The organism is Microvirga sp. TS319, from assembly GCF_041276405.1.
In the GTDB taxonomy this organism is placed as follows: domain Bacteria; phylum Pseudomonadota; class Alphaproteobacteria; order Rhizobiales; family Beijerinckiaceae; genus Microvirga.
On the sequence record NZ_JBGGGT010000002.1, the window covers coordinates 3,834,720 to 3,857,524 of the forward strand.

The 22,805-nt window shown below is 63.5% G+C and carries 17 protein-coding genes; 12 read left to right on the forward strand and 5 right to left on the reverse strand.

The window, feature by feature from the left end; all coding sequences use genetic code 11:
* Positions 1-5: 5 nt before the first annotated feature.
* Complete coding sequence (locus tag AB8841_RS27490) at positions 6-1,139, reverse strand: efflux RND transporter periplasmic adaptor subunit (RefSeq protein WP_370438905.1); 1,134 nt, start codon at positions 1,137-1,139, stop codon at positions 6-8.
* A 142-nt stretch (positions 1,140-1,281) separates the two neighbouring features.
* On the opposite strand from AB8841_RS27490, the gene AB8841_RS27495 reads away from it, so the two are divergent.
* A complete protein-coding gene (locus AB8841_RS27495) occupies positions 1,282-1,851 on the forward strand; it encodes a TetR/AcrR family transcriptional regulator (RefSeq protein ID WP_370438906.1) in 570 nt (189 codons plus the stop codon).
* A gap of 146 nt (positions 1,852-1,997) precedes the next feature.
* Here AB8841_RS27495 and AB8841_RS27500 read toward each other — a convergent pair whose 3' ends face one another.
* Genes AB8841_RS27500 through AB8841_RS27510 form a run of 3 tightly spaced genes read right to left on the reverse strand, consistent with a single transcriptional unit; the run spans position 1,998 to position 5,196 of the window.
* Entirely contained in the window at positions 1,998-3,170 is a 1,173-nt protein-coding gene (locus AB8841_RS27500) for a CaiB/BaiF CoA transferase family protein (RefSeq protein WP_370438907.1), read from the reverse strand.
* Positions 3,171-3,175: 5 nt separating this feature from the next.
* Positions 3,176-3,982 (reverse strand): 4-hydroxy-tetrahydrodipicolinate reductase, encoded by an 807-nt coding sequence (dapB, locus tag AB8841_RS27505; protein WP_370438908.1) that lies wholly within the window; start codon positions 3,980-3,982, stop codon positions 3,176-3,178.
* A 14-nt stretch (positions 3,983-3,996) separates the two neighbouring features.
* Positions 3,997-5,196, reverse strand: coding sequence for an acyl-CoA dehydrogenase (locus AB8841_RS27510; protein ID WP_370438909.1), 1,200 nt, complete (start codon positions 5,194-5,196; stop codon positions 3,997-3,999).
* Positions 5,197-5,341: 145 nt separating this feature from the next.
* Here AB8841_RS27510 and AB8841_RS27515 point away from each other — a divergent pair, with 145 nt between their 5' ends.
* Complete coding sequence (locus tag AB8841_RS27515) at positions 5,342-6,238, forward strand: LysR family transcriptional regulator (RefSeq protein ID WP_370438910.1); 897 nt, start codon at positions 5,342-5,344, stop codon at positions 6,236-6,238.
* On the opposite strand, the gene AB8841_RS27520 is transcribed toward AB8841_RS27515, so the two are convergent.
* Entirely contained in the window at positions 6,229-7,416 is a 1,188-nt protein-coding gene (locus tag AB8841_RS27520) for a multidrug effflux MFS transporter (protein WP_370438911.1), read from the reverse strand. The genes AB8841_RS27515 and AB8841_RS27520 overlap by 10 nt on opposite strands.
* Positions 7,417-7,760: 344 nt before the next feature.
* Here AB8841_RS27520 and bcsN point away from each other — a divergent pair, with 344 nt between their 5' ends.
* From bcsN to AB8841_RS27570, 10 genes are all read left to right on the forward strand, one after another.
* Entirely contained in the window at positions 7,761-8,720 is a 960-nt protein-coding gene (gene bcsN, locus AB8841_RS27525) for a cellulose biosynthesis protein BcsN (RefSeq protein WP_370438912.1), read from the forward strand.
* Positions 8,721-8,891: 171 nt separating this feature from the next.
* The gene (gene bcsA, locus AB8841_RS27530) at positions 8,892-11,087 is read left to right on the forward strand and encodes a UDP-forming cellulose synthase catalytic subunit (protein ID WP_370438913.1); all 2,196 of its coding nucleotides are present in this window, start codon (positions 8,892-8,894) and stop codon (positions 11,085-11,087) included.
* Positions 11,088-11,096: 9 nt separating this feature from the next.
* Positions 11,097-13,622: a cellulose biosynthesis cyclic di-GMP-binding regulatory protein BcsB gene (locus AB8841_RS27535; RefSeq protein WP_370438914.1), complete on the forward strand. Its 2,526-nt coding sequence runs from the start codon at positions 11,097-11,099 to the stop codon at positions 13,620-13,622.
* Entirely contained in the window at positions 13,619-14,716 is a 1,098-nt protein-coding gene (locus AB8841_RS27540; protein ID WP_370438915.1) for a glycosyl hydrolase family 8, read from the forward strand. The genes AB8841_RS27535 and AB8841_RS27540 overlap by 4 nt, the downstream gene beginning before the upstream one ends.
* A gap of 155 nt (positions 14,717-14,871) precedes the next feature.
* Positions 14,872-16,827: a tetratricopeptide repeat protein gene (locus AB8841_RS27545; protein WP_370438916.1), complete on the forward strand. Its 1,956-nt coding sequence runs from the start codon at positions 14,872-14,874 to the stop codon at positions 16,825-16,827.
* A 392-nt stretch (positions 16,828-17,219) separates the two neighbouring features.
* Positions 17,220-18,821 carry an ABC transporter substrate-binding protein gene (locus tag AB8841_RS27550; RefSeq protein ID WP_370438917.1) on the forward strand — a complete coding sequence of 534 codons (1,602 nt, stop codon included), beginning with the start codon at positions 17,220-17,222 and terminating at the stop codon, positions 18,819-18,821.
* 64 nt (positions 18,822-18,885) lie between these two features.
* Positions 18,886-19,896 carry an ABC transporter permease subunit gene (locus AB8841_RS27555; RefSeq protein ID WP_370438918.1) on the forward strand — a complete coding sequence of 337 codons (1,011 nt, stop codon included), beginning with the start codon at positions 18,886-18,888 and terminating at the stop codon, positions 19,894-19,896.
* Positions 19,893-20,804, forward strand: a complete 912-nt coding sequence (locus tag AB8841_RS27560) for an ABC transporter permease subunit (RefSeq protein ID WP_370438919.1) — start codon at positions 19,893-19,895, stop codon at positions 20,802-20,804. Before AB8841_RS27555 ends, AB8841_RS27560 begins: the two co-directional genes overlap by 4 nt.
* A gap of 2 nt (positions 20,805-20,806) precedes the next feature.
* Positions 20,807-21,823, forward strand: a complete 1,017-nt coding sequence (locus AB8841_RS27565; RefSeq protein ID WP_370438920.1) for an ABC transporter ATP-binding protein — start codon at positions 20,807-20,809, stop codon at positions 21,821-21,823.
* The gene (locus AB8841_RS27570; protein ID WP_370438921.1) at positions 21,820-22,803 is read left to right on the forward strand and encodes a peptide ABC transporter ATP-binding protein; all 984 of its coding nucleotides are present in this window, start codon (positions 21,820-21,822) and stop codon (positions 22,801-22,803) included. The genes AB8841_RS27565 and AB8841_RS27570 overlap by 4 nt, the downstream gene beginning before the upstream one ends.
* Positions 22,804-22,805 lie beyond the last annotated feature (2 nt).

Here is a 22,805-nt window from a genome sequence, read left to right on the forward strand (position 1 = left end):
TTTGCCTATTGCCCGTTCGCGAGCCTGGTCGCATCGAGCTTCGTCACGTCAATGCTGTTATTGATCTTGACCGTCGCACCGGCCTGCAGCTTGTTCTGCCCCGAGGCGACGACCTGCTGACCCGGCGTAATGCCGGAGAGGACCTCGAGAACGCCGCCGCGGCGGCGGCCGGTCTTCACGAAGACCTGATGTGCGACCTGAACCTGGTTGCCAGCCCGCTCTTCCTGATCGATCGTATAAACGTAGTCGCCGTAGAGACTGGTGATAACGGCCGTCTGTGGCACGGTAATGACGTTGGGTTCCTGGGGCAGGATCACCTCCACGTGGAGGAACTGTCCGGGCAGAACCGCCCTTGCCTTGTTGTCCTCGATGAGAGCCTGCACGGAAACGAGGCGGGTCTTCGGATCGACCCGTGGATCCTTGCCGATGACATGCCCCTTGAACGGAAGGTCTGCCTCGTTCACGCCGATGTGCACTTCCTGGCCGAGCTTGACATCGTTGGCCGTCTGCTCGGGGACCGTGAAGTCAACTTTCATCGAGTCCAGGTCCTGAAAGCTCGCAATCACCGAACCGGGCTGGAGATATTGCCCGACATCGATCCGCGGAATGCCGATCACGCCCGAGAAGGGAGCCTTCAGGGCCTTCTGCTCGATCGTCGCCTGAAGGCGCGCAAGACGGGAGCGAGCGGTGGCGAGCAATGCACTCGCCTGATCGAGGTTGGCCTCGGTGCCATAGCCGCGGGACGACAGGGTCTTGGCGCGCTCGAAGGCGCTCTCCGCGGTCTTCACGGCAGCCTGAACGTCCTGAAGATCTGCCCGCTCGACCGTATCGTCGAGCTGGACGAGAACGTCGCCTTCGCGGATGTTCTGGTTGGCCTTGAACTTGATTTCCTTGACGATTCCCGGTGTCTCGAAGGCAAGCTCGACCCCATTCGCCGCCCTGGCCGTGCCGATGGCGCTGATGCTCGGCGTCCAGGTCTTGGTCTCAACCTTGGCGGCAGTCACGGCCTGCGGCGGCTGCTGCATAGTGGCGAAGAACTGGGTGATCATCTTGTCCCGGAAGATGTTGAACCCCACCAGTCCGGCACAGAGCAAGATCGCGAAAATGAAGACGAGACTGACGATGATGCGCCGTTTCATAGGCTTCTTCCAGGAGTTTGAGACCCGACGGGCGGGCTTAAAGATTGAGTTGGAGGTGCGGCATTAGCGCGACTTGCCCTTGACGCCAATGCTGCGGCAGCATTTATATACCGACTGGACGGTTTAGTTGCAAGAGTAGCGAATGTTCGAGAACGCCCGAGGCCGCAAGAGTTCCCGCGAGAAGATTCTCGACGCGGCCGCGGAACTTGTCGCTGAAATCGGCGCCGGTCGCGTGACCCTCGATGCGGTGGCCGAAAGGGCCGGCCTCAGCAAGGGCGGCCTCCTCTATAACTTTCCGAGCAAGGATGCGCTGCTCCAGGCCATGATCCAGCGCATGATCGACCAGGTTTCCGAGGCCAAGGAGGCTTTACGCGACCAGATGGAGCCTGGTCCCAACCTGGAAGCGCGCGTGGCCACGACGAGCCTGCTGAACATGTGCTGTGGTGGCACGATGCAGGAGATCGCCACCGGCATGATGGCCGCCGCAGCCGAAAACCCGCGCCTGCTCGATCCGGTGCGGGAGGTGATCGCCACAACGGTCGAGCAGTTGATGACCCGGTCGGACGATGTCGAGGCAGCCCTCCTCGGCTGGCTCGCGGTCGAAGGCCTCAGCAATCTGGAAATGCACCAGCTCAGCCCGTTTTCGGATCAGGACCGGGAGCGGATCGTCGGCATGATCAACCGCCTGCTCACCAAGGGCATCGCGCCATAGAGCCGCTTCCAACGATGCGAGAACGGCCCATTGCTTAGAGCATCGGACGCGGGAAGTGGATTTCACTTTTGGGATGGAATCCGACGCTCACTCCTAGAAGAGCGCATCGTTCTGGAAAAACCGGGGCCACTTTTTCTAACGATGCGCTAGGCCATCCAGGCCGGATCGTTCAGGACCTCCTCCGTATGCTCGCCGAGGCGCGGCGAGGGACGCGCAGCCGCCATGGGCTCGCCATTCATGACGATCGGCGAACGCACGGACGGAATCGCACCGCCCTTTGCGTCGGGCGACGGAAGATCGATCTTCATGCCCCGCGCAATCACATGAGGGTCGGCAAAAACATCCGCAACGGTGTTGATGGGGCCGGCCGGAACGCCTTGCTTTTCAAGGGCCGCCAGGAGAGCCTCGCGTGTGGTCTGAAGCGTGAGCCCGGTGAGGATGGGCACGAGTTCGGCACGGTGGCGCACGCGTCCCGCATTGGTGGCGAACCGTTCGTCGTGCGCGAGTTCCGCCTGTCCCAGGACGGCGGCGAAGCGGGAGAACTGCCCATCGTTGCCTACGGCCACGATGACATGGCCGTCGGCAACCGGAAACACCTGGTAGGGCACGATATTGGGATGCGCATTGCCCATGCGGCGGGGCGACTTGCCGGAGGCCAGGTAGTTCATCGCCTGATTGGCCAGTACGCTCGTCTGGACGTCGAGCAGCGCCATGTCGAGATGCGCCCCCTCCCCCGTCTGATCGCGACGGCGCAGGGCCGAGAGAATGCCGACCACCGAATAGACGCCCGTGAAGATATCGACATAGGCCACGCCGATCTTCTGCGGCTCGCCCTCCGGATCGCCCGTGAGGTCCATGATCCCGCCGAGGCCCTGGATCATGAAGTCGTAGCCGGCGCGCGACGCATAAGGCCCGTTCTGGCCGAAGCCCGTGATGGAGCAATACACGAGGCGCGGATTGACCTTCTTGAGGCTCTCGTAATCGAGCCCGTATTTCTTCAGCCCGCCGACCTTGAAGTTCTCGATCACCACATCCGCATGGGCCGCGAGCTTGCGCACGAGCGCCTGCCCCTCCGGGCTCTCGAAATCGACCGCGATGGAGCGCTTGCCCCGATTGCAGGAATGGAAATACGCCGCCGACAGGTCGCCGCCATCGGCGGCCTCCACGAAGGGAGGTCCCCACCCGCGCGTGTCGTCGCCGGCGCCGGGGCGCTCCACCTTCACCACGTCGGCGCCGAGATCGGCGAGCATCTGACCGACCCATGGACCGGCGAGAATGCGGGCGAGTTCAAGGACCTTGAGACCTGCAAGCGGCTTCATGACAATCAATCCATCACGGCATCGAGGCCGCGCTTCAATCCGATGAAGGAAAAGACACGGCGTGCCGCCAGCAAGGTGCCGGCGACATAGGGAGCAGCGGACGATCCGGCATCGTGACGGATCACGAGGCGTTCGTTGTCGGCGCCGAAGACCGCCTCGCAGGAAAGAACGAAGGACGGCATGCGCAGAGAATGGACCTGCACCGGCTCCTTGGCCCCGAGGGCACCGCCGCGCGTCTCACGAACGCCGGTCAGCTCGCCGACCGGCCTCGTGGTCGCTGGCTGACGGATGTCGCTCAGGAGTTCGGCCAGTTCGCGCGCCGTACCGGACGGCGTATCGGGTTTCGGTGCGGACGCGTAATCGATCACCTCCACATCCGGCACGTAGCGGGCGGCCTCCAGCGCGAACCGGCGCAGCAGCGTCGCCGTGATCGAGAAGTTGCCGGCCGCGAGAACGCCCCGTTCGGCATGAAGGGCATGACGGTCGATCTCCGCATAGTCGTCGGCGGAGAGGCCCGACGTGCCGATCACGACGGAGCGGCCGCGAGACAGCGCAGTCAGGGCATGCCCTTTGACCGAGCCCGGCTTGGTGTAATCGATCACCACGTCGGACGGCACCTGCAATGCCTCTTCGAGCGTCGCGCTGACCGCGACGCCGATCCGGGGAAGGCCGGCGGCTTCGCCGGCGTCCCGGCCCGCCGCATTGCGGCTGACCGCACCGACGAGTTCCAAATCGTCGGCGGCCGCGATCGCCTCCACCAGCGCCTTGCCGACCCAGCCGGTCGACCCCGCCAGAGTGATCCGAAGAGGCATGCCGCCTACCTTTCTCAGAAGAAGGCCTGCAGGCCCGTCTGCGCGCGGCCCAGGATGAGAGCATGCACGTCGTGCGTGCCCTCATAGGTATTCACCGTCTCCAGGTTCTGCGCGTGGCGCATCACATGGTATTCCTCCTGGATGCCGTTGCCGCCGTGCATGTCGCGGGCCGCCCGGGCGATCTCGAGCGCCTTGCCGCAGTTGTTGCGCTTGACGAGCGAGATCATCTCCGGAGCCATGCGGCCCTCGTCAAAGAGCCGGCCGACGCGAAGGGAGGCGTGCAGACCGAGGGTGATCTCGGTCATCATGTCCGCGAGCTTCTTCTGCACGAGCTGGGTGGCCGCGAGCGGCTTGTTGAACTGCTTGCGGTCGAGCGTGTATTGAAGCGCCCGGTGCCAGCAATCCTCCGCCGCCCCCATGGCGCCCCAGGAAATGCCGTAGCGCGCGCGGTTGAGGCAGCCGAACGGACCTTTGAGACCGGATACGTTCGGCAGCAGCGCATCCTCGCCGACCTCGACGCCGTCCATGACGATCTCGCCGGTGATGGAGGCGCGCAGGCTGAGCTTTCCGCCGATCTTGGGCGCGGAGAGACCCTTCATGCCCTTCTCCAGCACGAAGCCGCGGATCTGGTTGTCATGGGCCTCCGATTTCGCCCACACCACGAACACGTCCGCGATGGGAGAGTTCGAGATCCACATCTTCGAACCCTTCAGGCGATAACCGCCATCGATCTTCTCGGCACGGGTCTTCATGCCGGCCGGATCGGAGCCGGCATCCGGCTCGGTCAGGCCGAAACAGCCGACGAATTCGCCCGATGCGAGCTTGGGCAGATACTTCCGGCGCTGCTCCTCGGAGCCATAGGCGTAAATGGGATACATGACGAGGGACGATTGCACGCTCATCATGGAACGATAGCCTGAATCGACGCGCTCCACCTCGCGGGCGACGAGGCCATAGGCAACGTAGGAAGCACCCGCGCAGCCGTATTCCTCCGGCAAGGTCACGCCGAGGAGACCGAGCTCACCCATCTCGTTGAAGATCGCGCGGTCCGTATGCTCTTCGCGATAGGCCTCGATCACGCGCGGCAGGAGCTTGTCCTGGGCGTAGGCGCGGGCCGTGTCGCGGATCATGCGCTCATCGTCCGTGAGCAGATCGTCAAGGAGAAGCGGATCCTCCCACTTGAGCTTCGCGATGTCCTGATGTGCACCTGCCATGATGAGCAATCCTCTTCGGTAAAAGCCCGGAAGGCTGTTCCGGAACCCGGTCAAACCCATTGAATTTTGCCGGAAAAATCGCGCTGGACAGGAGAGAAGTAAAGCGACATCTTCGCAGCAGGTTATTCGGAAATGGAATGAACTGGTGCTCCGTCGCGGCTTTCTGCCCAATATCGGCAATCTTCTCGCCTTCGAGGCCACGGCCCGTCATGGCAGCGTCTCCCGCGCCGCGGAGGAGCTGAATCTCACTCAGAGCGCCGTCTCCCGGCAGATCCAGCAGCTCGAGGACTCCCTTGGCGTCTCCCTGTTCAGCCGCTCCCGCCAAAGGGTTGTGCTGACGGATGTGGGACGTCTCTATGCATCGCAGGTCCGCAGCACCCTTTCCGAACTCTCCGATGCCACTCACCAGGCCATTGCGCTTTCGGGCACGAGCGGCGTCCTGAACCTTGCAACCCTGCCGACCTTCGGCACCCGCTGGCTCATTCCCCGCATTTCGCACTTTCTGGCCCAGCACCCGAACGCGACGGTGAATTTCGGCGTGCGCCTCGTGCCGTTCGACTTTTCCGCAGAGCCCTTCGATGCGGCGATCCATTTCGGCGAGCCCCACTGGCCGGGCGCGGTCTGCGATTTGCTGCGGACCGAAGAGGCCGTTCCCGTCTGCAGCCCCGCCTATCGGGAGCGCGAGACAATCCAGGCCCCGAAGGACCTCGCCCGTGCGACCCTGCTGCAACAGAGCACTCGGCCGACTGCCTGGGCGGAATGGTTCGCGAGCGTGAGCGTGGATGCCGGCAACCCTATGCGGGGCCCTCGCTTCGAGCAGTTCGCCATGGTCACGCAGGCAGCCGCGGCAGGGCTGGGGGTCGGCCTGATCCCCCATTTTCTGATCGCGGACGAGCTGGCTGCGGGACGGCTCGAGATTCTTTTCCCGCAAAGCATCCTGAGCGTGGGAGCCTATTATCTCGTCTATCCGGAGCACAAGGCCGAGGCCCCCCTGGTGCGCTCCTTCCGGGACTGGATTCTCACGGAAAGCCGTCAGGGATAAGCGCGTTTCGGCTTCAGAACGCGCATGCTCAGGGTGAAGGCGACCCAGCCGCAGACCGCAATACCGCCCACCATGGACAGCGACGTACCGTCGTAGAGGGCACTCACGAGCGCGATCAGTACCGCACCGGTGCTGAGCTGCAGGGTGCCCATGAGCGCGGATGCCGTCCCGGCAATCGGCCCGTGCTCCTCCAGCGCCAGCACCGCCGTCGACGGAATGACATAGCCGAGACAGCCGAACGAGAGGAACAGGAGCCCCCAAAGGATATAGGCGTTGTCCGCACCCGCCAGGGTCATGATGAGCAGCAGGCTCACCAGAGCCGCAAAGGCGGAGATGGCGGTCCGCACCACGCGCTCGGCGCCGAAACGGCGCATGAACACGCTGTTGAACTGTGCGCTGCCGATGAAGGCGATCGCATTGGAGGCGAAGATCATGCTGTAATGCGACGGCGACAGGCCGAAATGCTCGATGAAAATCACGGATGAGCCGGCGAGATAGGCAAAGAAGCTTGCCTGGCTGAATCCGCCGATGAAGGCGAGCCCCCGAAAATGCCGATCCTTGAGAAGGCTCCTGTAGGCGGCAAAGGTCTGTGCCAAGCTCTGCCGGCCTGCACCGGCGGGTTTCGTTTCCGGAAGCAGGAACAGAATCACCGCCAGACCACCGAGGCCGATCGCGGCGATGGCCCAGAAAATGAACCGCCAGCTGAAGAACTCGGCCAGGGTGCTGCCCGCGAGCGGCGCCAGGATTGGCGACACGCTGAAGACCAGCATCGTGGTCGCCATCAGCCGCGCGGCCTCATGGCCGGTATGCAGATCGCGAATGATCGCCCGCGGGATCACCATGGCCGCGCAGGACCCGACACCCTGCAGAAACCGGAAGGCAATCAGCGTTTCCACGTTCGGGGCATAGCTGCAGCCGATGCTCCCCAGGATGAACAATCCCAGGCCGCCATAGAGGGGGGGCTTGCGCCCGAACCGATCCGAGAGCGGCCCATAGGCCAGCTGGCAGATGGCTACTGCCAGGAAGAAGCTCATCAGGCTCATCTGCACGGCGCCGATATCGACCTGGAACTCGCGTGCAATCGCCGGGAAGGCCGGCAGGTACATATCGATGGCGAACGGCCCGATGGCGGACAGCATGCCGAGAACGAGCGCATTGCGCAGAAAAGCGGATCGCATGGGATAAAGGCTCTCAGGCCTGGGTTCTTGAAGCGGAATCGAAAGACGGCCCGGCCACGGGTCTCAGGTCGGGAGAACGGCTTTTGGAGGCGCCCGGGCTGGCGGTCAAAGCCGCACGACGGAGAAGGCACCCTTGCTTTTAGGCCCTTGAGACTCTCCGTCAAGCGGGCTCCGGGAGGTTTCCAAGGACAACGTTCCCTGAACCGGGACGGCGCTTACTCTTCGTTAACTATGTTTGTCCATGTCTGGTTAAAGTTTTCCCAGAAGTGCCGGACCCCGAGGAGTTGCCCCATTGGAGCGATCTCGTTCGGGAAACCGGCCGGCTGCAAGAATTGGCTCTCCTCATGCTGTTTTCCCGCCCCTGTGATCGGAACGACCTCAGCGCCTCGGCGCTTGCGGTAAGCAGCCGTTCGAGGCGCTGGCTCGGCGCCGGCTTCAGGGGAGCGCTCCTCCTGGCGCCGCTGCTGACGGCCGCCTGCACGACCCGATCCGAGATCGGCTTCGCCACGCTCATGGGCGAGGTTCCGGCCACCCGTGCAATCGTCATGCCGCCTCCCGGCGGTCCTTCCATCGTGGCCGTCCTGGAGCGCCGCTATCAGAATGGCGTTTCGCAGGAAATCGCTCTGTCGACGGCTTCCCTCACGCCCGGACAGAACGCCGTCTATGTGAGCCTCGCCAGCGGAAGCACTCCCCAGTCGGAGATCGAGGATATCCTGAGCCTGCCGTCCATCGCGGAGGATCGGATTTACAGAGAGATGGAAGAGCGTCTGCCCGGCATCGAGATGCAGACGTCCCTCGTCTACGCGCAGAACACGTACGGCCCCTTCGGCTTCGCCACGGGCCGGTCGGCCAGCGGCGACGTGTGCCTCTATGCCTGGCAGCGCATCGAACCCAACGAACCGGCCGTCCTGATGCCGGGCGGCGCCATATCCGTCCGCCTGCGGCTGTGCGATGCGGCCGCCACCGCGGAGCAGCTCCTGCGCATCATGTACGGCTTCTCCATCTCTGCCTACAACGTGTCCGGCTCCTGGAATCCCTATGGCGAGCCACCTCGGGTGCCCGCTCACCTGGGCGAGATCGATGCCCCGATCTATCCGCTGGGCATGAACAGTGCCGCCCCCACGGTCGTCGTTCGCGAACGACGGGTTCAGGCGCGGTCCAATCCGGCTCCGGCGCGCCGCCTCATCGACAAGGATACGGTTCTTCCCGAACAGTCTCCGCAAGCCATCATTCCGGCGCCCCAGGAGCCGATTGCGTCTCCCCTGACCGGTTACCCAGTGGTGCCGCCACCGCCTTCACAGTAAAAGCCAAGAGACGTCGTCGTGATTATATTACGCATATCAGAAAAAATTTACCAGGGTGACAAAAAATCCTAAAGACCACAGGAACAATATTGTATCTCCGCTGATAGACCTTCAGCTGCTCTTCGCGTATGCGTGAGCTCAAGCATACAGCAACCTAGACTGAGAACATGGATGCGTAGGGGTGCACTCGTAGTCTTATGGGCGGTGGCGGCGATGCTCGTCGTCCTGCTGGTCGCCCTTCCCATCAGCCTTCAGACCCATCTCGTGGCAGGCCTCGTCGTCGTCGCGTGCATGATCGTCCTGAAATTCTTCAGGGCGCAGGGGGTCTGGCGTGTCATTGCGCTGTCGCTGGGCACGGCCATCGTGCTGCGCTATGTCTTCTGGCGCACGACGAGCACGATTCCGCCGGTCACCGAGCTCGCGAGCTTCATTCCCGCGTTCCTCCTGTACATTGCCGAAATGTACAGCGTGATGATGCTCTTCTTGAGTCTTTTCGTCGTGGCGAGTCCGATGTCTTCGCGCAAGTCGCCGAAGATCGACCCCGAGAATCTCCCGACCGTCGACGTATTCGTGCCGAGCTACAACGAAGATGCGAGTCTTCTGGCCACGACCCTCGCAGCCGCCAAGGCCATGAGTTATCCGGCGGAGAAGTTCACCGTCTGGCTTCTTGACGATGGTGGAACCGACGAAAAGTGCAATTCGGACAACGCCAAGGCCGCGGCATCCGCCCGCGCCCGGCGCGCCGAACTCCAGGCGCTCTGCGCGGCGCTCGACGTCAAATACCTGACCCGCGCCCGCAATCTTCACGCCAAGGCGGGCAACCTCAACAATGGCCTCGAGCATTCGACGGGCGATCTCGTGGCCGTTTTCGATGCGGACCACGCTCCGGCTCGCAGCTTCCTGGAAGAGACCGTCGGCTTTTTCAGCACCGACAAGAACCTGTTCCTGGTCCAGACGCCTCACTTTTTCATCAATCCCGATCCGCTCGAGCGCAATCTCGGCACCTTTCAGACGATGCCGTCGGAGAACGAAATGTTCTACGGCATCATTCAACGCGGCCTGGACAAATGGGACGCGGCGTTCTTCTGCGGCTCGGCCGCCGTGCTCCGGCGAGAGGCCCTGCAGGAAACGAACGGCTTCAGCGGCCTGAGCATCACCGAAGACTGCGAAACCGCGCTCGAACTGCATTCCCGGGGCTGGAGCAGCGTCTATGTCGACAAGCCGCTGATCGCGGGGCTCCAGCCTGAGACCTTCGCCAGCTTCATCGGCCAGCGTTCCCGCTGGGCCCAGGGCATGATGCAGATCCTGCGCTTCCGCTTCCCGCCCCTGAAACGCGGGCTGAAGTTCACGCAGCGCCTGGCCTATATGTCCAGCACCCTGTTCTGGCTCTTCCCCTTCTCGCGGTTCTGCTTTCTGCTGTCCCCGCTCTGCTATCTTTTCTTCTCTCTGGAGATCTTCACCGCATCGGGCGGCGAGTTCCTGGCCTATACGTTCACCTACATGATGGTGAACTTCATGATGCAGAACTACCTCTATGGTCGTTACCGCTGGCCCTGGATCTCTGATCTCTACGAATACATCCAGACCATCTATCTTCTGCCTGCCATCCTGTCGGTGATCGCCAACCCGAAGAAGCCGACCTTCAAGGTCACGTCCAAGGGCGAATCCATGCTCGAGAGCCGGGTCTCGGAACTCGGCATGCCCTATTTCATCATCTTCGGCATCCTGCTGCTCGGCGTCGTCGCTACAGGCGTCCGCGTGTGGATGGAGCCCTACAAGGCCGATCTCACTCTGGTGACCGGCGCGTGGAACGTGCTCAACCTCATCATCGCGGGTTGCGCATTGGGAGTGGTATCGGAACGCGCATCGCGGCGCATGAGCCATCGCGTGCATATCGACCGCACCTGCCGCTTCCTGTTCGGCGATGAGACCATCGAAGCGTCGGTGCGCGATATTTCCGTGGGCGGAGCCCGCCTGCACGTCGCGCCTTCGCATGAGCCCAGCCTGAAAAAGGGAGCGCTCGGCACCCTCGAGTTCATGCCTCATGCCGATTTGCCGACACAGCATATGCCGGTCGAGATCCGCAAGGTCGGCATGGACGACAAAGGCCTGCTGCTGGGCTGCCGCTTCATGATCGCAACGCCGGAGCACCACAAGCTTGTCGCCGATCTGGTCTTCGCCAATGCGGATCAATGGAGCGCATTCCAGAAGCGCCGCCATCAGGACATCGGCGTGCTTCGCGGGACGCTATGGTTCTTCATGGTCTCTCTCTACCAAACAGGACGAGGCCTTTCCTATCTCTTCGGCCTGCAACGGATCGGCATGTCCAAGCCACCGGTTCCGTCCGTTGCATCGACCGCGAAATAGAGGCCTGCCGTGCGCTCCCTTCTGATCCCTCTCCTCGTCGCCTTCGAATTGCTCGGGGTGCGAATGGCAGGGGCGCAAGTCGCCCCTTTCAATATGGGCGGGCCGCCCGCCACGCCGCCGGCTGGCGCGAACCCGCCCGTGCAGCCGCAGTCCCCGCAGCGGGCAGCCCCTTCCGGCACGTTCGACATGCGCGGCTCCTCCCCCGCGCCGCAGGCACCGGTTCCGCAAAGCGGCCCCTCGTCTCCTGGGAGCTCCGCGGCGCCCTTTCAGACTGCGCCGGGCGCCACATCCAGGCCCTCCGTCCCGACGATACCGGCCCGCCCTGCCCTGGTCCGTATCGAGCGCCCGATCCTGCCCTTTGAAACCATCCGGCTCGAAGGCGAGACGGATGCGCAGTCCTGGACGTTTCATCTGACCCAGGACGAGGCCACGAGTGGCGCATCGATCGCGGTCGGATACAAGAACGCCGTTGTGGTGATGCCGGAAGGCTCCCGGCTGAGGATCGTGATCAACGGCGAGACCGTGGTCGACACCCCCATCCAATCCTCCGAAGACATCAAAAGCGTCACCGCCACGATCCGGCCGGGTCTCTTGCGCGCCGGATCGAACTTCATCCGCATGGAGGCCTTCCAGCGTCACCGGACGGACTGCACCATCGCGGCCACCTACGAACTTTGGACCGATGTCGATTCGGCATCGACCAAGCTCATCTTTGCCGAAGGCGCCACGAAGACCCTGCGCAGCCTCGAGGATCTTCCTGCCGTCGGCGTCGATGCCTCCGGCGTCACGACGATCCGCGTGGTCGCCTCCAAGGTCTACCGCCCCGAAATCCGCGACCGTCTGCTGCGCCTCGTGCAGTTGATCGCCGTGCGCGGACGCTATGCCCGCCCCGTGATCCAGGTGGTCGAAGCCGACCCAGGCCCCTCGCCTGTCGGGACCATCAAGGTGGTGATGGGGCTCGCCGGCGAATTGCGCGGGATGCTTCCGGGCGTCCCGGACAGCGCTCTGGCCCAACCCCTGACCATGATGATGCAGGAACCGGGCTCCATCGGATCGACCCTCGTCGTCTCCGGTCCGAGCTGGAGCGATCTGGATTCCGCCATCTCCGTCATCGGCGCGCAGGCCATCAACACGGGGAAGGTGGGCCAAGGTATCGTCGATACCGCCTCCTGGCACTGGCCCGAGGTTCAAACCGCCTTCAGCCGCCATTCCTTCCGCTTCGCGGATCTCGGTATCGCGACCCAGGAGTTCTCGGGCCGCCGTCTGAAGAGCCGGTTCATCCTGAATCTCCCTCCTGATTTTTATGCGACGGAGTACGGAGAGGCGCTCCTCTACATCGATGCGGCCTATACCACGGCGGTGAGGCCGGGCAGCCACGTGAACGTCTTCGTCAACGACAAGATCAGCACGCAGCTCGTGATCACGGCGCAAGGCGATGTCGTCAAGCGCCACGCCATCCGGCTGCCGTTGAAGCACTTCAAGTCGGGCCTCAACACCGTCTCGGTGGAAGTGGGTCTCCTGGCCGATGCGGATGATCGCTGCGCTCCGGGCGAAACATTGTCGGAGACGAACCGCTTCGTGCTCTTTGACACCAGCAGCCTCGAGTTCCCCGACTTCGGCCGAATCGGACGGCAACCCGATCTCGGCGTGCTGAGTGCCGGCCATTTCCCGAACGAAGACGTTCCGACCACCGTCGTTCTGGCCCGTCCGGACACGCTGAATATCGCGGCCGCCGGTACGTTCCTGGCCCGCATGGCGCGCAACGCCGGCACGCCCATGCGGACCCAATTCGCCAGCGCTGCCTCGGCGGAGGATCCTTCCGTGGTCTTCATCGGCGCCGTCGAACAGATTCCGGCAGGCCTCCTCAACCGTGTGCGGGTCTCCGAACACCTGCGCCTGGTCTGGCCGGCGACCCCGCTTCAGGCGGACGCTGCCTCTCATCGGGCTGCGAATTCGGACTTCTCCATGACCGTGAAGCCGACCTCGGCGGACAGCAGCAGCACGGCCTCGACCGACGAAGTCCGGAAACGCTGGTCGGAATCCTTCCGCCGTCAGGGTTTCCTGCAGCAGACGATCGGCACCCTGCAGGACTGGATGGAGCGGACGTTCAGCCTGTCCCTCAACTCCCTCTCGCTCAACAAACGTCTCGACACTCCCTACGAACCGCCGCAGCGGTCGACCCTGCTCATCGCGCAGAATCGGACTCCCGAAGCGGGCGTCTGGACGCTCGTGACCGCCCGCACGGAGGAAGCTCTGGCCGATGAGATGGCCCGCATGGCCGATCCGCTTCTGTGGTCGAAAGTGTCCGGCCGCGCGATCGCTCTCGACCCGCGAGAATCCAATCTGCAGGTCGAGCCGATTCAGGATTACGTGTTCGTTCAGACGCAGCCGTTTTCCCTGCTGAACATGCGGCTCGTTGCGGCGAACTGGATGTCGGCCAACATTCTCCAATATGCTCTGCTCATGATAGCGTGCTGTCTGTTTCTGGGAACCGGAACGTATCTTCTCCTGAAGCGCCTGGGACGGCCCTCATGAGGAGCCTCGTCGGGCGCAACTCACGGCGCCTGTCCTGGCTTCTTGCCGGGATCATCGCGATCGCCGCCCCGATATCGCCGTCCTGGAGCCTGTCCGTGCAGTCCCTGAACGTGGTCGGTACGCTTTCGCCGGGTGAGTGGGAGGCTTATCGCTCCCACTTCATCGAGGACGATGGGCGCGTCGTCGACAATGCCAACGGCAATATCAGCCATAGCGAGGGGCAGGGCTACGGCCTTCTGCTGGCACTGGCCGCGAACGACCGTGTCACCTTCGAAAGGATCTGGTCCTTCGTCTTCACCGAATTGCTGATTCGCGACGACGGACTGGCCGCCTGGAAATGGGACCCGAAGGCCAAGCCTCGGGTCACGGACCGTAACAACGCGACCGATGGAGACATTCTCATCGCCTATGCGCTGGCGAAGGCCGGCGCGGCCTGGAAGGAGTCCCGATATACGACAGCCGCCCAGAAGCTCGCCAGGGCCATTGGCAAGAACACCTTCGGGCGCGATCGTGGATCCGTCTTCCTCCTGCCGGGCGCCGAAGGCTTCAGCGCGGGCGAGCGCCCGGACGGACCGGTGGTCAACCTGTCCTATTGGATCTTCGAAGCATTCCCCGTGCTCGCGAGCCTTGCGCCGGAATACGAGTGGAACCGCGTCTGGCGGGAAGGTGTCGAACTGCTTCAGCAGGCCACGTCCGGCCGGATTCGGCTCCCTGCCGATTGGATCTCCATTCAAAGCAGAATGCAGACCAAGCCCGCAGACGGGTTTCCTCCGGAGTTCGGTTACAACTCGTTAAGGATACCGCTTTACCTTCTCCGGGCAGGAATGACCGATTTGGAGTGGTTGCGAGCTCTCAAGCAGCGCTGGTCTGCAGAGAACGAGGGGGTTGCCATCGTCAACGTCGTGACAGGAAGTATCCGGGAGCGGCCGAACGATCAGGGCTATGCTCTTCTCTCGGCTGCACTGGCCTGTGCGCTGGACGGAACGCCTGTTCCCGGACAGCTGAAGACGTTCGATCCCCAGCTCTACTATCCGTCGACCCTGTATCTGATAACGAAGTCCTGGCTCGGTGAAAAACGTCCGCAATGCGTCTAGTTAGCAGTGCCATAACGATTGCGGTCCTTATTCTGGGCTTCGCGGCAATCGCGCAACAGGATGGAAAGGAAGGCGGTCAATCCCCGTCCACGCCCTCTCCGTCGCCTGCCCCCGCCCCTGCGGCTTCTCCTGCTCCTTCGAGCAGTCAGCCGCAGGTGGACGAGTCCGCGCTGCGCTACTTCGCATCCCAGGGCGACACGCGCCGTGTGAATGCGGAGATCGCCCGCCTTCGCGCGCTCTACCCGAACTGGACGCCGCCGAGCGACATGTCCCAGCTTTCCGGGACGGTCACGGTCGACCCGATCATCGATCGGTTGTGGAATCTCTATAAGGAGGACCGCATCGCCGAGGTGCGCGCGGCCATTGCGGAACGCCAGTCGTCGAACCCGAACTGGAAGCCGCCGGAGGAGCTGACGACGGCCCTCGAGACCACCGAGGCGCGCCGACGGCTCACCAATGCATTCGATTCCGGCCAATGGCGCACGGTGCTGACGATCGCCACCGAGAATCCTAATCTTCTCACCTGCGTGAACGTGGACGTGCTCTGGCGTGTCGCCGAGGCCTTCGTCAAGACAGAACAATCCGACCGCGGCCGGGACGTCTATACCTATCTCCTCACCAATTGCGCCAACCCCGGCGAGCGCCTTGCGACCCTCCAGAAAGCCCTCGGCCTTCTGCCGGACAACCAGGTGGCGGACCTGCTGCAGTTCGAGCGTAAAACCGGCAACGAACCCGACAATTTCGATTCCATCCGCGAGGAACTGGCGCGCCGCCGTGTCGAGCGTGCATCGAACGACGAGAAGATGACTGCAACCGCAGAGGATCTTGCCGTCGTCGAGCGCATGACCCGCAACTCGGACGAGCCCGGCCCGGTTCTGGTCCTGGCCTGGTACAATTATCATCACGGCAATCCCGCGCGAGCGCTCGACCTGTTCAAGACCGCTCTCAACCGGAAGGGCGGGAACAAGGCTGCGGAAGGCTACGCCATGTCCCTGCGGGCGCTCGAGCGTCTCGCCGAGGCCGAGGCCTTCGCCTATGACTGGCGCGACAAAGCCCCGGAGAACATGAAGGTCTATCTCGACGTGGCCACGGCCCTGTTGTCCCAGGACCCGCCGCCGCGCCTCGAGCCGCGCATCGTGGCCCGCATCGTGCCCATCGTCATAAGCCAGCGCTTCCCGGACGGCGCTCAGGCGCTTGGCTGGTATGCCTACAACACGAGCCAGTTTCAGACGGCCCGGGGCTGGTTCCGTCAGGCTCTCGACTGGCGGGCCGACGACGAACCATCGGCCTACGGCCTCGCCCTCACCACCCAGCGCCTGAACGACCGGGCCGGCTTCAGCACCATCGTGGCCCAATGGCGCGACCGGTCGGAGCGGATCGCGGATCTTGCAGACGGCACCGTTCCCCGGGCGGCCCCGCAGCGCATCCCATCGGTCCAGACGGCTCAGCCCGCGGACACTCTTCCGCAGGTCCCGATGCGCCCCGCTCCGGCGCGGGCGGAAACCTCGCGCACGGTCGTAGAGGCCAGCTCCCTTCCGGTGGAGACCCGTCCACGGACCGTGACGGTCGAGACACGCACAGGGGCACGCCGCGGCTGCCTCGTGACCCGCAATCCGGAGGGGCTTGCCCCCGGCGCTGCGGTTACCCTCGGGTGGTGCCTGATGGAGGCCAACCGTCCCCTGGAAGCGGTCAGCGCCTTCGACGAAGCCATTCGGAGGGGTGGCGGCCGCACCCGTCAAGAAGCGGCCTATGGAAAGTCTCTCGCTTACCTGCGCAAGAATCTGACGTCCGAGGCCGCCGTGGCTGCGGCCCAGGCGCCGCAGACAGGTGAGCGTCGCATCGAACTGAGCGCCTCGATCCTCAGCCAGCGGGCGGTCGCCGCCTATCGCAACGGGCGCTACGTCGAAACCATCCTGGCCCTGAGCGAGCGGGCCCGGATCGTGCCGGAACAGACCGACCTCATGCTGATCCGCGGCTGGTCCTACTACAAACTCGGCCGCTACCAGGATGCCGAGAAAGTCTTCCGTGCAGTGCAGCGCACCGGCAATTCCGAAGACGCCAGCGTCGGCTTGAACGCGGTGATGGAAGCGAGAATTCCCGCTCGCCAGTAGTCCAAGCGCCCGGCCCACCCCATGGGACGGGCCTTAAGCGGGGAGTCGACTGCCCCGCCCGCTGTTTCAGGACCATTGGCCGCAGCCGGGCCAGCTCCAACGCGCATCCTGCCCTTACGGAAGCCGCACTCCGCCCCCTATTTCAGGCAGGAATTGTCGCGACATGCGCCCGCTGTGGATGGCTTGCGGCCCGGCACGCCCCAGAGCCCGTAGAATCTCGGAAATTTGAAACGGCTCGTTTCTTAAAAGAAACTGCGCAAACGGGCACAAAATGGTAAATTTATTCCAAAAATTAGCCAAGGTTGCTGGGACAGATTGACATTATTGAGGCTTCGCACCTTAACTTCGTCACAGAACGGCCACGAGTAGCGCCGTCTCAGAGGACCATCAGAATGAAGAAATCAGCCCTTTTCGCAGCGATCTGCGTTCCGGCTTTCCTGGCCGCAGCTCCGCTGGCCGCCAAAACCCTCGTGTACTGCTCCGAGGGCAGCCCGGAGAACTTTTATCCCGGCGTGAACACCACCGGCACGTCGTTCGACGCCAGCGAGCAGATCTACAACCGCATCGTCGAGTTCGAGCGCGGCGGCACGAAGGTCAATCCGAGCCTCGCCGAGAAATGGGACGTGTCCGCCGACGGCACCGTCTACACCTTCCACCTCCGCAAGGGCGTGAAGTGGCACTCCAACAAGACCTTCAAGCCGACCCGCGAGATGAACGCCGACGACATCGTGTTCATGTTCGAGCGTCAGTGGAAGGAAGACAATCCGTACTTCAAGGTCACCAGCCCGAACCACTCCTACTTTGGCGACATGGGCATGCCCGCCCTGCTGAAGTCGGTCGAGAAGGTCGACGATTATACGGTCCGCGTCACCCTGAACCGCCCGGAGGCTCCGTTCCTGGCCGACCTCGCCATGATGTGGGCGAGCGTCCAGTCGAAGGAATATGCGGATGCCATGCTGAAGGCCGGTACGCCTGAGAAGATCGACCAAGATCCGATCGGCACGGGCCCGTTCTACCTGGTGCAGTACCAGAAGGACGCCATCATCCGCTACAAGGCGTTCCCGGATTACTGGGCCGGCAAGGCCAAGATCGACGACCTCGTCTTCTCGATCACGCCGGACGCTTCGGTGCGCTGGGCCAAGCTCCAGAAGGGCGAGTGCCACGTCATGCCGTATCCGAACCCGGCTGACCTCGACGCCATGAAGAAGGACCCGAACGTCCAGATCCTGGAGCAGCCCGGGCTGAACATCGGCTATCTCGCCTATCAGACGACGAAGAAGCCCTTCGACGACGTCCGCGTCCGCAAGGCCGTGAACATGGCCATGAACAAGAAGGCCATCGTCGACGCCGTGTTCCTGGGCTCCGGCGTTCCGGCCAAGAACCCGATCCCGCCGTCCATGTGGGGCTACAACGATTCCGTGAAGGAAGACGAGTACAACCCGGACGCCGCCAAGAAGCTGCTCGCCGAGGCCGGTTATCCGAACGGTTTCGAGACCGACCTTTGGGCCATGCCGGTTCAGCGTCCCTACAACCCGAATGCGCGCCGCATCGCCGAGCTGATGCAGGCCGACCTTGCCAAAGTCGGCGTGAAGGCCGAGATCAAGAGCTTCGAATGGGGTGAGTATCGCAAGCGGGCCCAGGCCGGCGAGCATCAGATGGCTCAGCTCGGCTGGACGGGCGACAACGGCGATCCGGACAACTTCCTTCACACCCTTCTGGGCTGCGCCTCGGCGGCGAGCGCGTCCGGCTCGAACATCGCGAAGTGGTGCTACAAGCCGTTCGACGATCTCGTGACGAAGGCGAAGGTGACGACCGATCAGGCCGAGCGCACCAAGCTCTACGAGCAGGCTCAGGTGATCTTCAAGGAGCAGGCTCCCTGGTTCACCATCGCTCACGCTGTTCAGCTGAAGCCGGTCCGCAAGGAAGTGGTTGACTTCAAGCTCTCGCCGTTCGGCCGTCATACCTTCTACGGCGTGGACATCAAGGGCAAGTAAGCCTTCCCACTCAACCTATAGCGGAGCGGCTCGTTCAGCCGCTCCGCTTTTTTACATTCAGACGATGCTCAGATTCATCCTCACCCGTGTCAGCCTGATCATCCCGACCTTTCTCGGGATCACGCTGCTTGCCTTCTTCCTGATCCGCCTCGTGCCGGGGGATCCCATTGAAACTCTCGCCGGCGAGCGCGGCATCGACCCCGCCCGCCACGAGCAACTGCTGAAGGAATACGGCCTCGACAAGCCTGTCTTCGTGCAATACGGGATCTACCTGTCCCATGTCCTGCAGGGCGACCTCGGCAAGTCGATGATCACGCAGGAACCGGTTCTGAGCGAGTTCAAGGCCCTGTTTCCGGCGACCGTCGAGCTGGCCCTCTGCGCCATCCTCTTCGCGCTGATCATCGGCCTGCCTGCGGGGATCATCGCGGCGCTCCGACGAAATTCCATCTTCGACCACGGCGTGATGGGCATCTCGCTCACCGGCTATTCCATGCCGATCTTCTGGTGGGGTCTCATCCTCATCCTGGTCTTCTCCGTTCAGTTCGACCTCACGCCGGTCTCCGGCCGCATCGACGTCCTCTACTACATCGAGCCGACGACCGGCTTCCTGCTCATCGATACGCTCCTCTCCGACGAGGAAGGCGCATTCTGGTCGGCGGTCCAGCATCTCATCCTGCCGACCATCGTGCTTGGCACGGTGCCGCTCGCCGTGATCGCCCGCATGACCCGTTCCGCGATGCTGGAAGTCCTCGGCGAGGACTACATCCGAACCGCCAAGGCCAAGGGCCTCTCCCGCTTCCGCATCGTCGCCCTGCACGCGCTGCGCAACGCCCTCATCCCGGTGGTGACCGTGATCGGCCTGCAGATCGGCGTGCTCTTCACCGGCGCGATCCTCACCGAGACCATCTTCTCCTGGCCGGGTGTGGGAAAATGGCTCATCGACGCGATCTTCCGGCGTGATTATCCCGTTCTGCAGGGTGGCGCCCTGCTGCTCGGCGTCGTGGTGATGGGCGTGAACCTGCTCGTCGACCTCGCCTACGGCCTTATCAATCCTCGCATCAGGCATACGCGATGACCACTGAAACCATGGAAACCCCGGCCGTCGCGGCCCCGACGGCCACCCCTCCCCACCCCTTGCGTGAGTTCTGGGGCTATTTCAGCGCCAATCACGGCGCCGTCGCCGGTCTCATCATCATCGTCGCCGTCGTGCTCGTCGCCTTGCTGGCGCCCGTGATCGCGCCGCACGATCCGAACCTCACGAACACCGCCATCGCCCTGAGACCTCCATTCTGGCAGGAGGGCGGCTCGATCTCTCATCCCCTCGGCACGGATCCGATCGGGCGCGATATTCTCTCCCGGCTGATGTTCGGTGCGCAGCTGTCGCTTCTGATCGGCATCGCGGTCGTGACGGTCTCCATCGTCATCGGCACGGTGCTCGGCCTGGTGGCGGGCTTCTTCCGCGGCCTGACCGAGATTTTCATCATGCGTCTGATGGATATCGTCCTCACGCTGCCGAGCCTTCTGCTCGCGATCGTCATCGTGGCGGTTCTCGGCCCCGGCCTGATGAATGCCATGCTCGCGGTCGCCCTCGTGATTTTGCCGCATTACGTGCGCCTTGCACGCGCGGCGGTGATCACCGAAACATCGAAGGACTACGTCATGGCGGCGCGCGTGAGCGGCGCCGGCACGACGCGCCTCATGTTCAAGGAAGTCCTGCCGAACTGCACGGCCCCTCTCATCGTGCAGGCCTCACTCGGCATCTCCACGGCGATCCTCGACGCGGCAGCCCTGGGCTTCCTGGGCCTGGGCGCGCAGCCGCCGTCGCCCGAATGGGGCACCATGCTGGCCGATGCCCGCGAATTCGTGCTCCGTGCGTGGTGGGTCGTGACCTTCCCGGGTCTTGCGATCCTCATCACGGTTCTTGCCTTCAATCTTCTGGGCGACGGCCTCCGCGACGCCCTGGATCCAAAGCTGAAGCGCTGATCATGGCTCTTGTCGAAATCGAAAATCTGTCGGTCGAATTTCCGACCCAAGGCGGCATCATGCGTGCCGTGGACGGGGTCAGCCTTACCCTCGATGAGGGCGAGGTTCTCGGCGTCGTGGGCGAATCCGGCTCCGGAAAAAGCGTGACGATGCTGGCCCTCATGGGCCTCATCCCGTACCCCGGCCGCGTGAAGGCGGACAAGCTCACCTTCAACGGACGCGACCTCCTGACGATCTCGGAACGCGAACGCCGCAGGCTCACGGGCAAGGACGTCGCGATGATCTTCCAGGAGCCGATGACGAGCCTGAACCCATCATTCACCATCGGGTTCCAGCTCACGGAGACCCTGCGCCTGCATGAGGGAATGAACCGCAAGGCCGCCCGCCACAGGGCTATCGACCTGCTCGAGCAGGTCGGCATTCCCTCCCCGGAAAGCCGCCTTTCCGCGTTCCCGCACCAGCTCTCGGGCGGCATGAACCAGCGCGTGATGATCGCCATGGCGATCGCCTGCAATCCGAAGCTGCTCATTGCGGACGAGCCCACCACCGCTCTCGACGTGACGATCCAGGCGCAGATCCTGGACCTTCTCATGACGCTCCAGAAGGAGCGCAACATGGGCCTCGTCATGATCACGCACAACATGGGGGTCGTGGCCGATACCGCCAAGCGCGTGATGGTGATGTATGCGGGCCAGATCATGGAGGAGCGCTCGGCGGCCGACCTCTTCGCCTCGCCGCAGCACCCCTACACGGCGGCCCTGCTGGCGGCCCTGCCGGAACGCAGCGAAGGCGGACGCCTCGCAACGATCCCGGGCGTCGTGCCCGGCCTCTACGACCGTCCGAAGGGCTGCCTGTTCAGCCCGCGCTGCGCCTATGCGACGGAGCATTCGCGCAATGTGCGGCCGGACCTGCGCTCGTGGGCCGGCGGCAAGATCCGGTGCCATTATCCGCTCGGCGACCCGAACCGGAGCGCCGCCATCCAGCACGATCATCCCATTCGGACGGAGACTGCGTCGTGAGCGCTCCCGTTGTTGAGGCCAAGGGCCTGAAGCAGATCTACAAGGTCAAGCGCGGGCTGTTCAAGGAGCCTGCGGCCCTGCAGGCCGTGGGCGGCATTTCGTTTTCCGTCGAGCCGGGCAAAACCCTGGCGGTGGTGGGCGAATCCGGCTGCGGCAAGTCCACCCTCGCCCGCATGGTGACGCTGATCGAGAAGCCGACCGAGGGCGAGCTCTCCCTCGACGGCATCGATGCGGTCAATCCGCCGTCGAATTACGCGCGAGAGCTACGCCGCATGGTGCAGCTCGTTTTCCAGAATCCCTACGGCTCGCTCAATCCTCGCAAGAAGGTCGGCTCCATCCTCGAGGAGCCGCTCGTCATCAACACCAGCCTCTCCTCGGCCGAACGCAAGGAGCGGGTGCGCGCGATGATGGCGAAGGTGGGCCTGCGGCCCGAGCATTACAATCGCTATCCCCACATGTTCTCAGGCGGCCAGCGTCAGCGCATCGCGATCGCGCGCGCGCTGATGCTCTCACCGAAGCTCGTCGTGGCGGATGAACCGGTCTCCGCGCTCGATGTTTCGATCCAGGCCCAGGTGCTGAACCTTCTCGCCGATCTGCAGCAGGAGATGGGCCTCGCCTATCTCTTCATCTCGCACGATCTCGGCGTGGTCAGGCACATCGCCCATGACGTGCTCGTCATGTATCTCGGCTTTGCGGTCGAGCATGGGCCGAAGGACAGGATCTACGAGCGTCCGCTGCATCCCTATACCCAGGCGCTCCTCTCCTCCACGCCCGGCATCACCGGCGTGAAGCGCAAGCGCATCGTGCTGAAAGGCGAACTTCCGTCGCCGCTCAATCCGCCGAAGGGATGCGTGTTCTCCACCCGCTGTCCCTATGTGACGGAGCGCTGCAAGGTCGAGCGTCCGCAGTTGCGGGAGCTCGATGGCCGGCTGGTGGCCTGCCACTACGCCGAGAACTTCCTGAACGAAGCAGCGGCTTGAGG

Bases quoted from the DNA above. Each gene is read 5' to 3' on its own strand.
- AB8841_RS27520 (WP_370438911.1), bottom strand. From the start codon at position 7,416: ATGCGATCCGCTTTTCTGCGCAATGCGCTCGTTCTCGGCATGCTGTCC.
- AB8841_RS27510 (WP_370438909.1), bottom strand. From the start codon at position 5,196: ATGGCAGGTGCACATCAGGACATCGCGAAGCTCAAGTGGGAGGATCCG.
- bcsN (WP_370438912.1), top strand. From the start codon at position 7,761: ATGCTGTTTTCCCGCCCCTGTGATCGGAACGACCTCAGCGCCTCGGCG.
- AB8841_RS27495 (WP_370438906.1), top strand. From the start codon at position 1,282: ATGTTCGAGAACGCCCGAGGCCGCAAGAGTTCCCGCGAGAAGATTCTC.
- AB8841_RS27490 (WP_370438905.1), bottom strand. From the start codon at position 1,139: ATGAAACGGCGCATCATCGTCAGTCTCGTCTTCATTTTCGCGATCTTG.
- AB8841_RS27500 (WP_370438907.1), bottom strand. From the start codon at position 3,170: ATGAAGCCGCTTGCAGGTCTCAAGGTCCTTGAACTCGCCCGCATTCTC.
- AB8841_RS27550 (WP_370438917.1), top strand. From the start codon at position 17,220: ATGAAGAAATCAGCCCTTTTCGCAGCGATCTGCGTTCCGGCTTTCCTG.
- AB8841_RS27565 (WP_370438920.1), top strand. From the start codon at position 20,807: ATGGCTCTTGTCGAAATCGAAAATCTGTCGGTCGAATTTCCGACCCAA.
- AB8841_RS27540 (WP_370438915.1), top strand. From the start codon at position 13,619: ATGAGGAGCCTCGTCGGGCGCAACTCACGGCGCCTGTCCTGGCTTCTT.
- AB8841_RS27555 (WP_370438918.1), top strand. From the start codon at position 18,886: ATGCTCAGATTCATCCTCACCCGTGTCAGCCTGATCATCCCGACCTTT.
- dapB (WP_370438908.1), bottom strand. From the start codon at position 3,982: ATGCCTCTTCGGATCACTCTGGCGGGGTCGACCGGCTGGGTCGGCAAG.
- AB8841_RS27560 (WP_370438919.1), top strand. From the start codon at position 19,893: ATGACCACTGAAACCATGGAAACCCCGGCCGTCGCGGCCCCGACGGCC.
- bcsA (WP_370438913.1), top strand. From the start codon at position 8,892: ATGCGTAGGGGTGCACTCGTAGTCTTATGGGCGGTGGCGGCGATGCTC.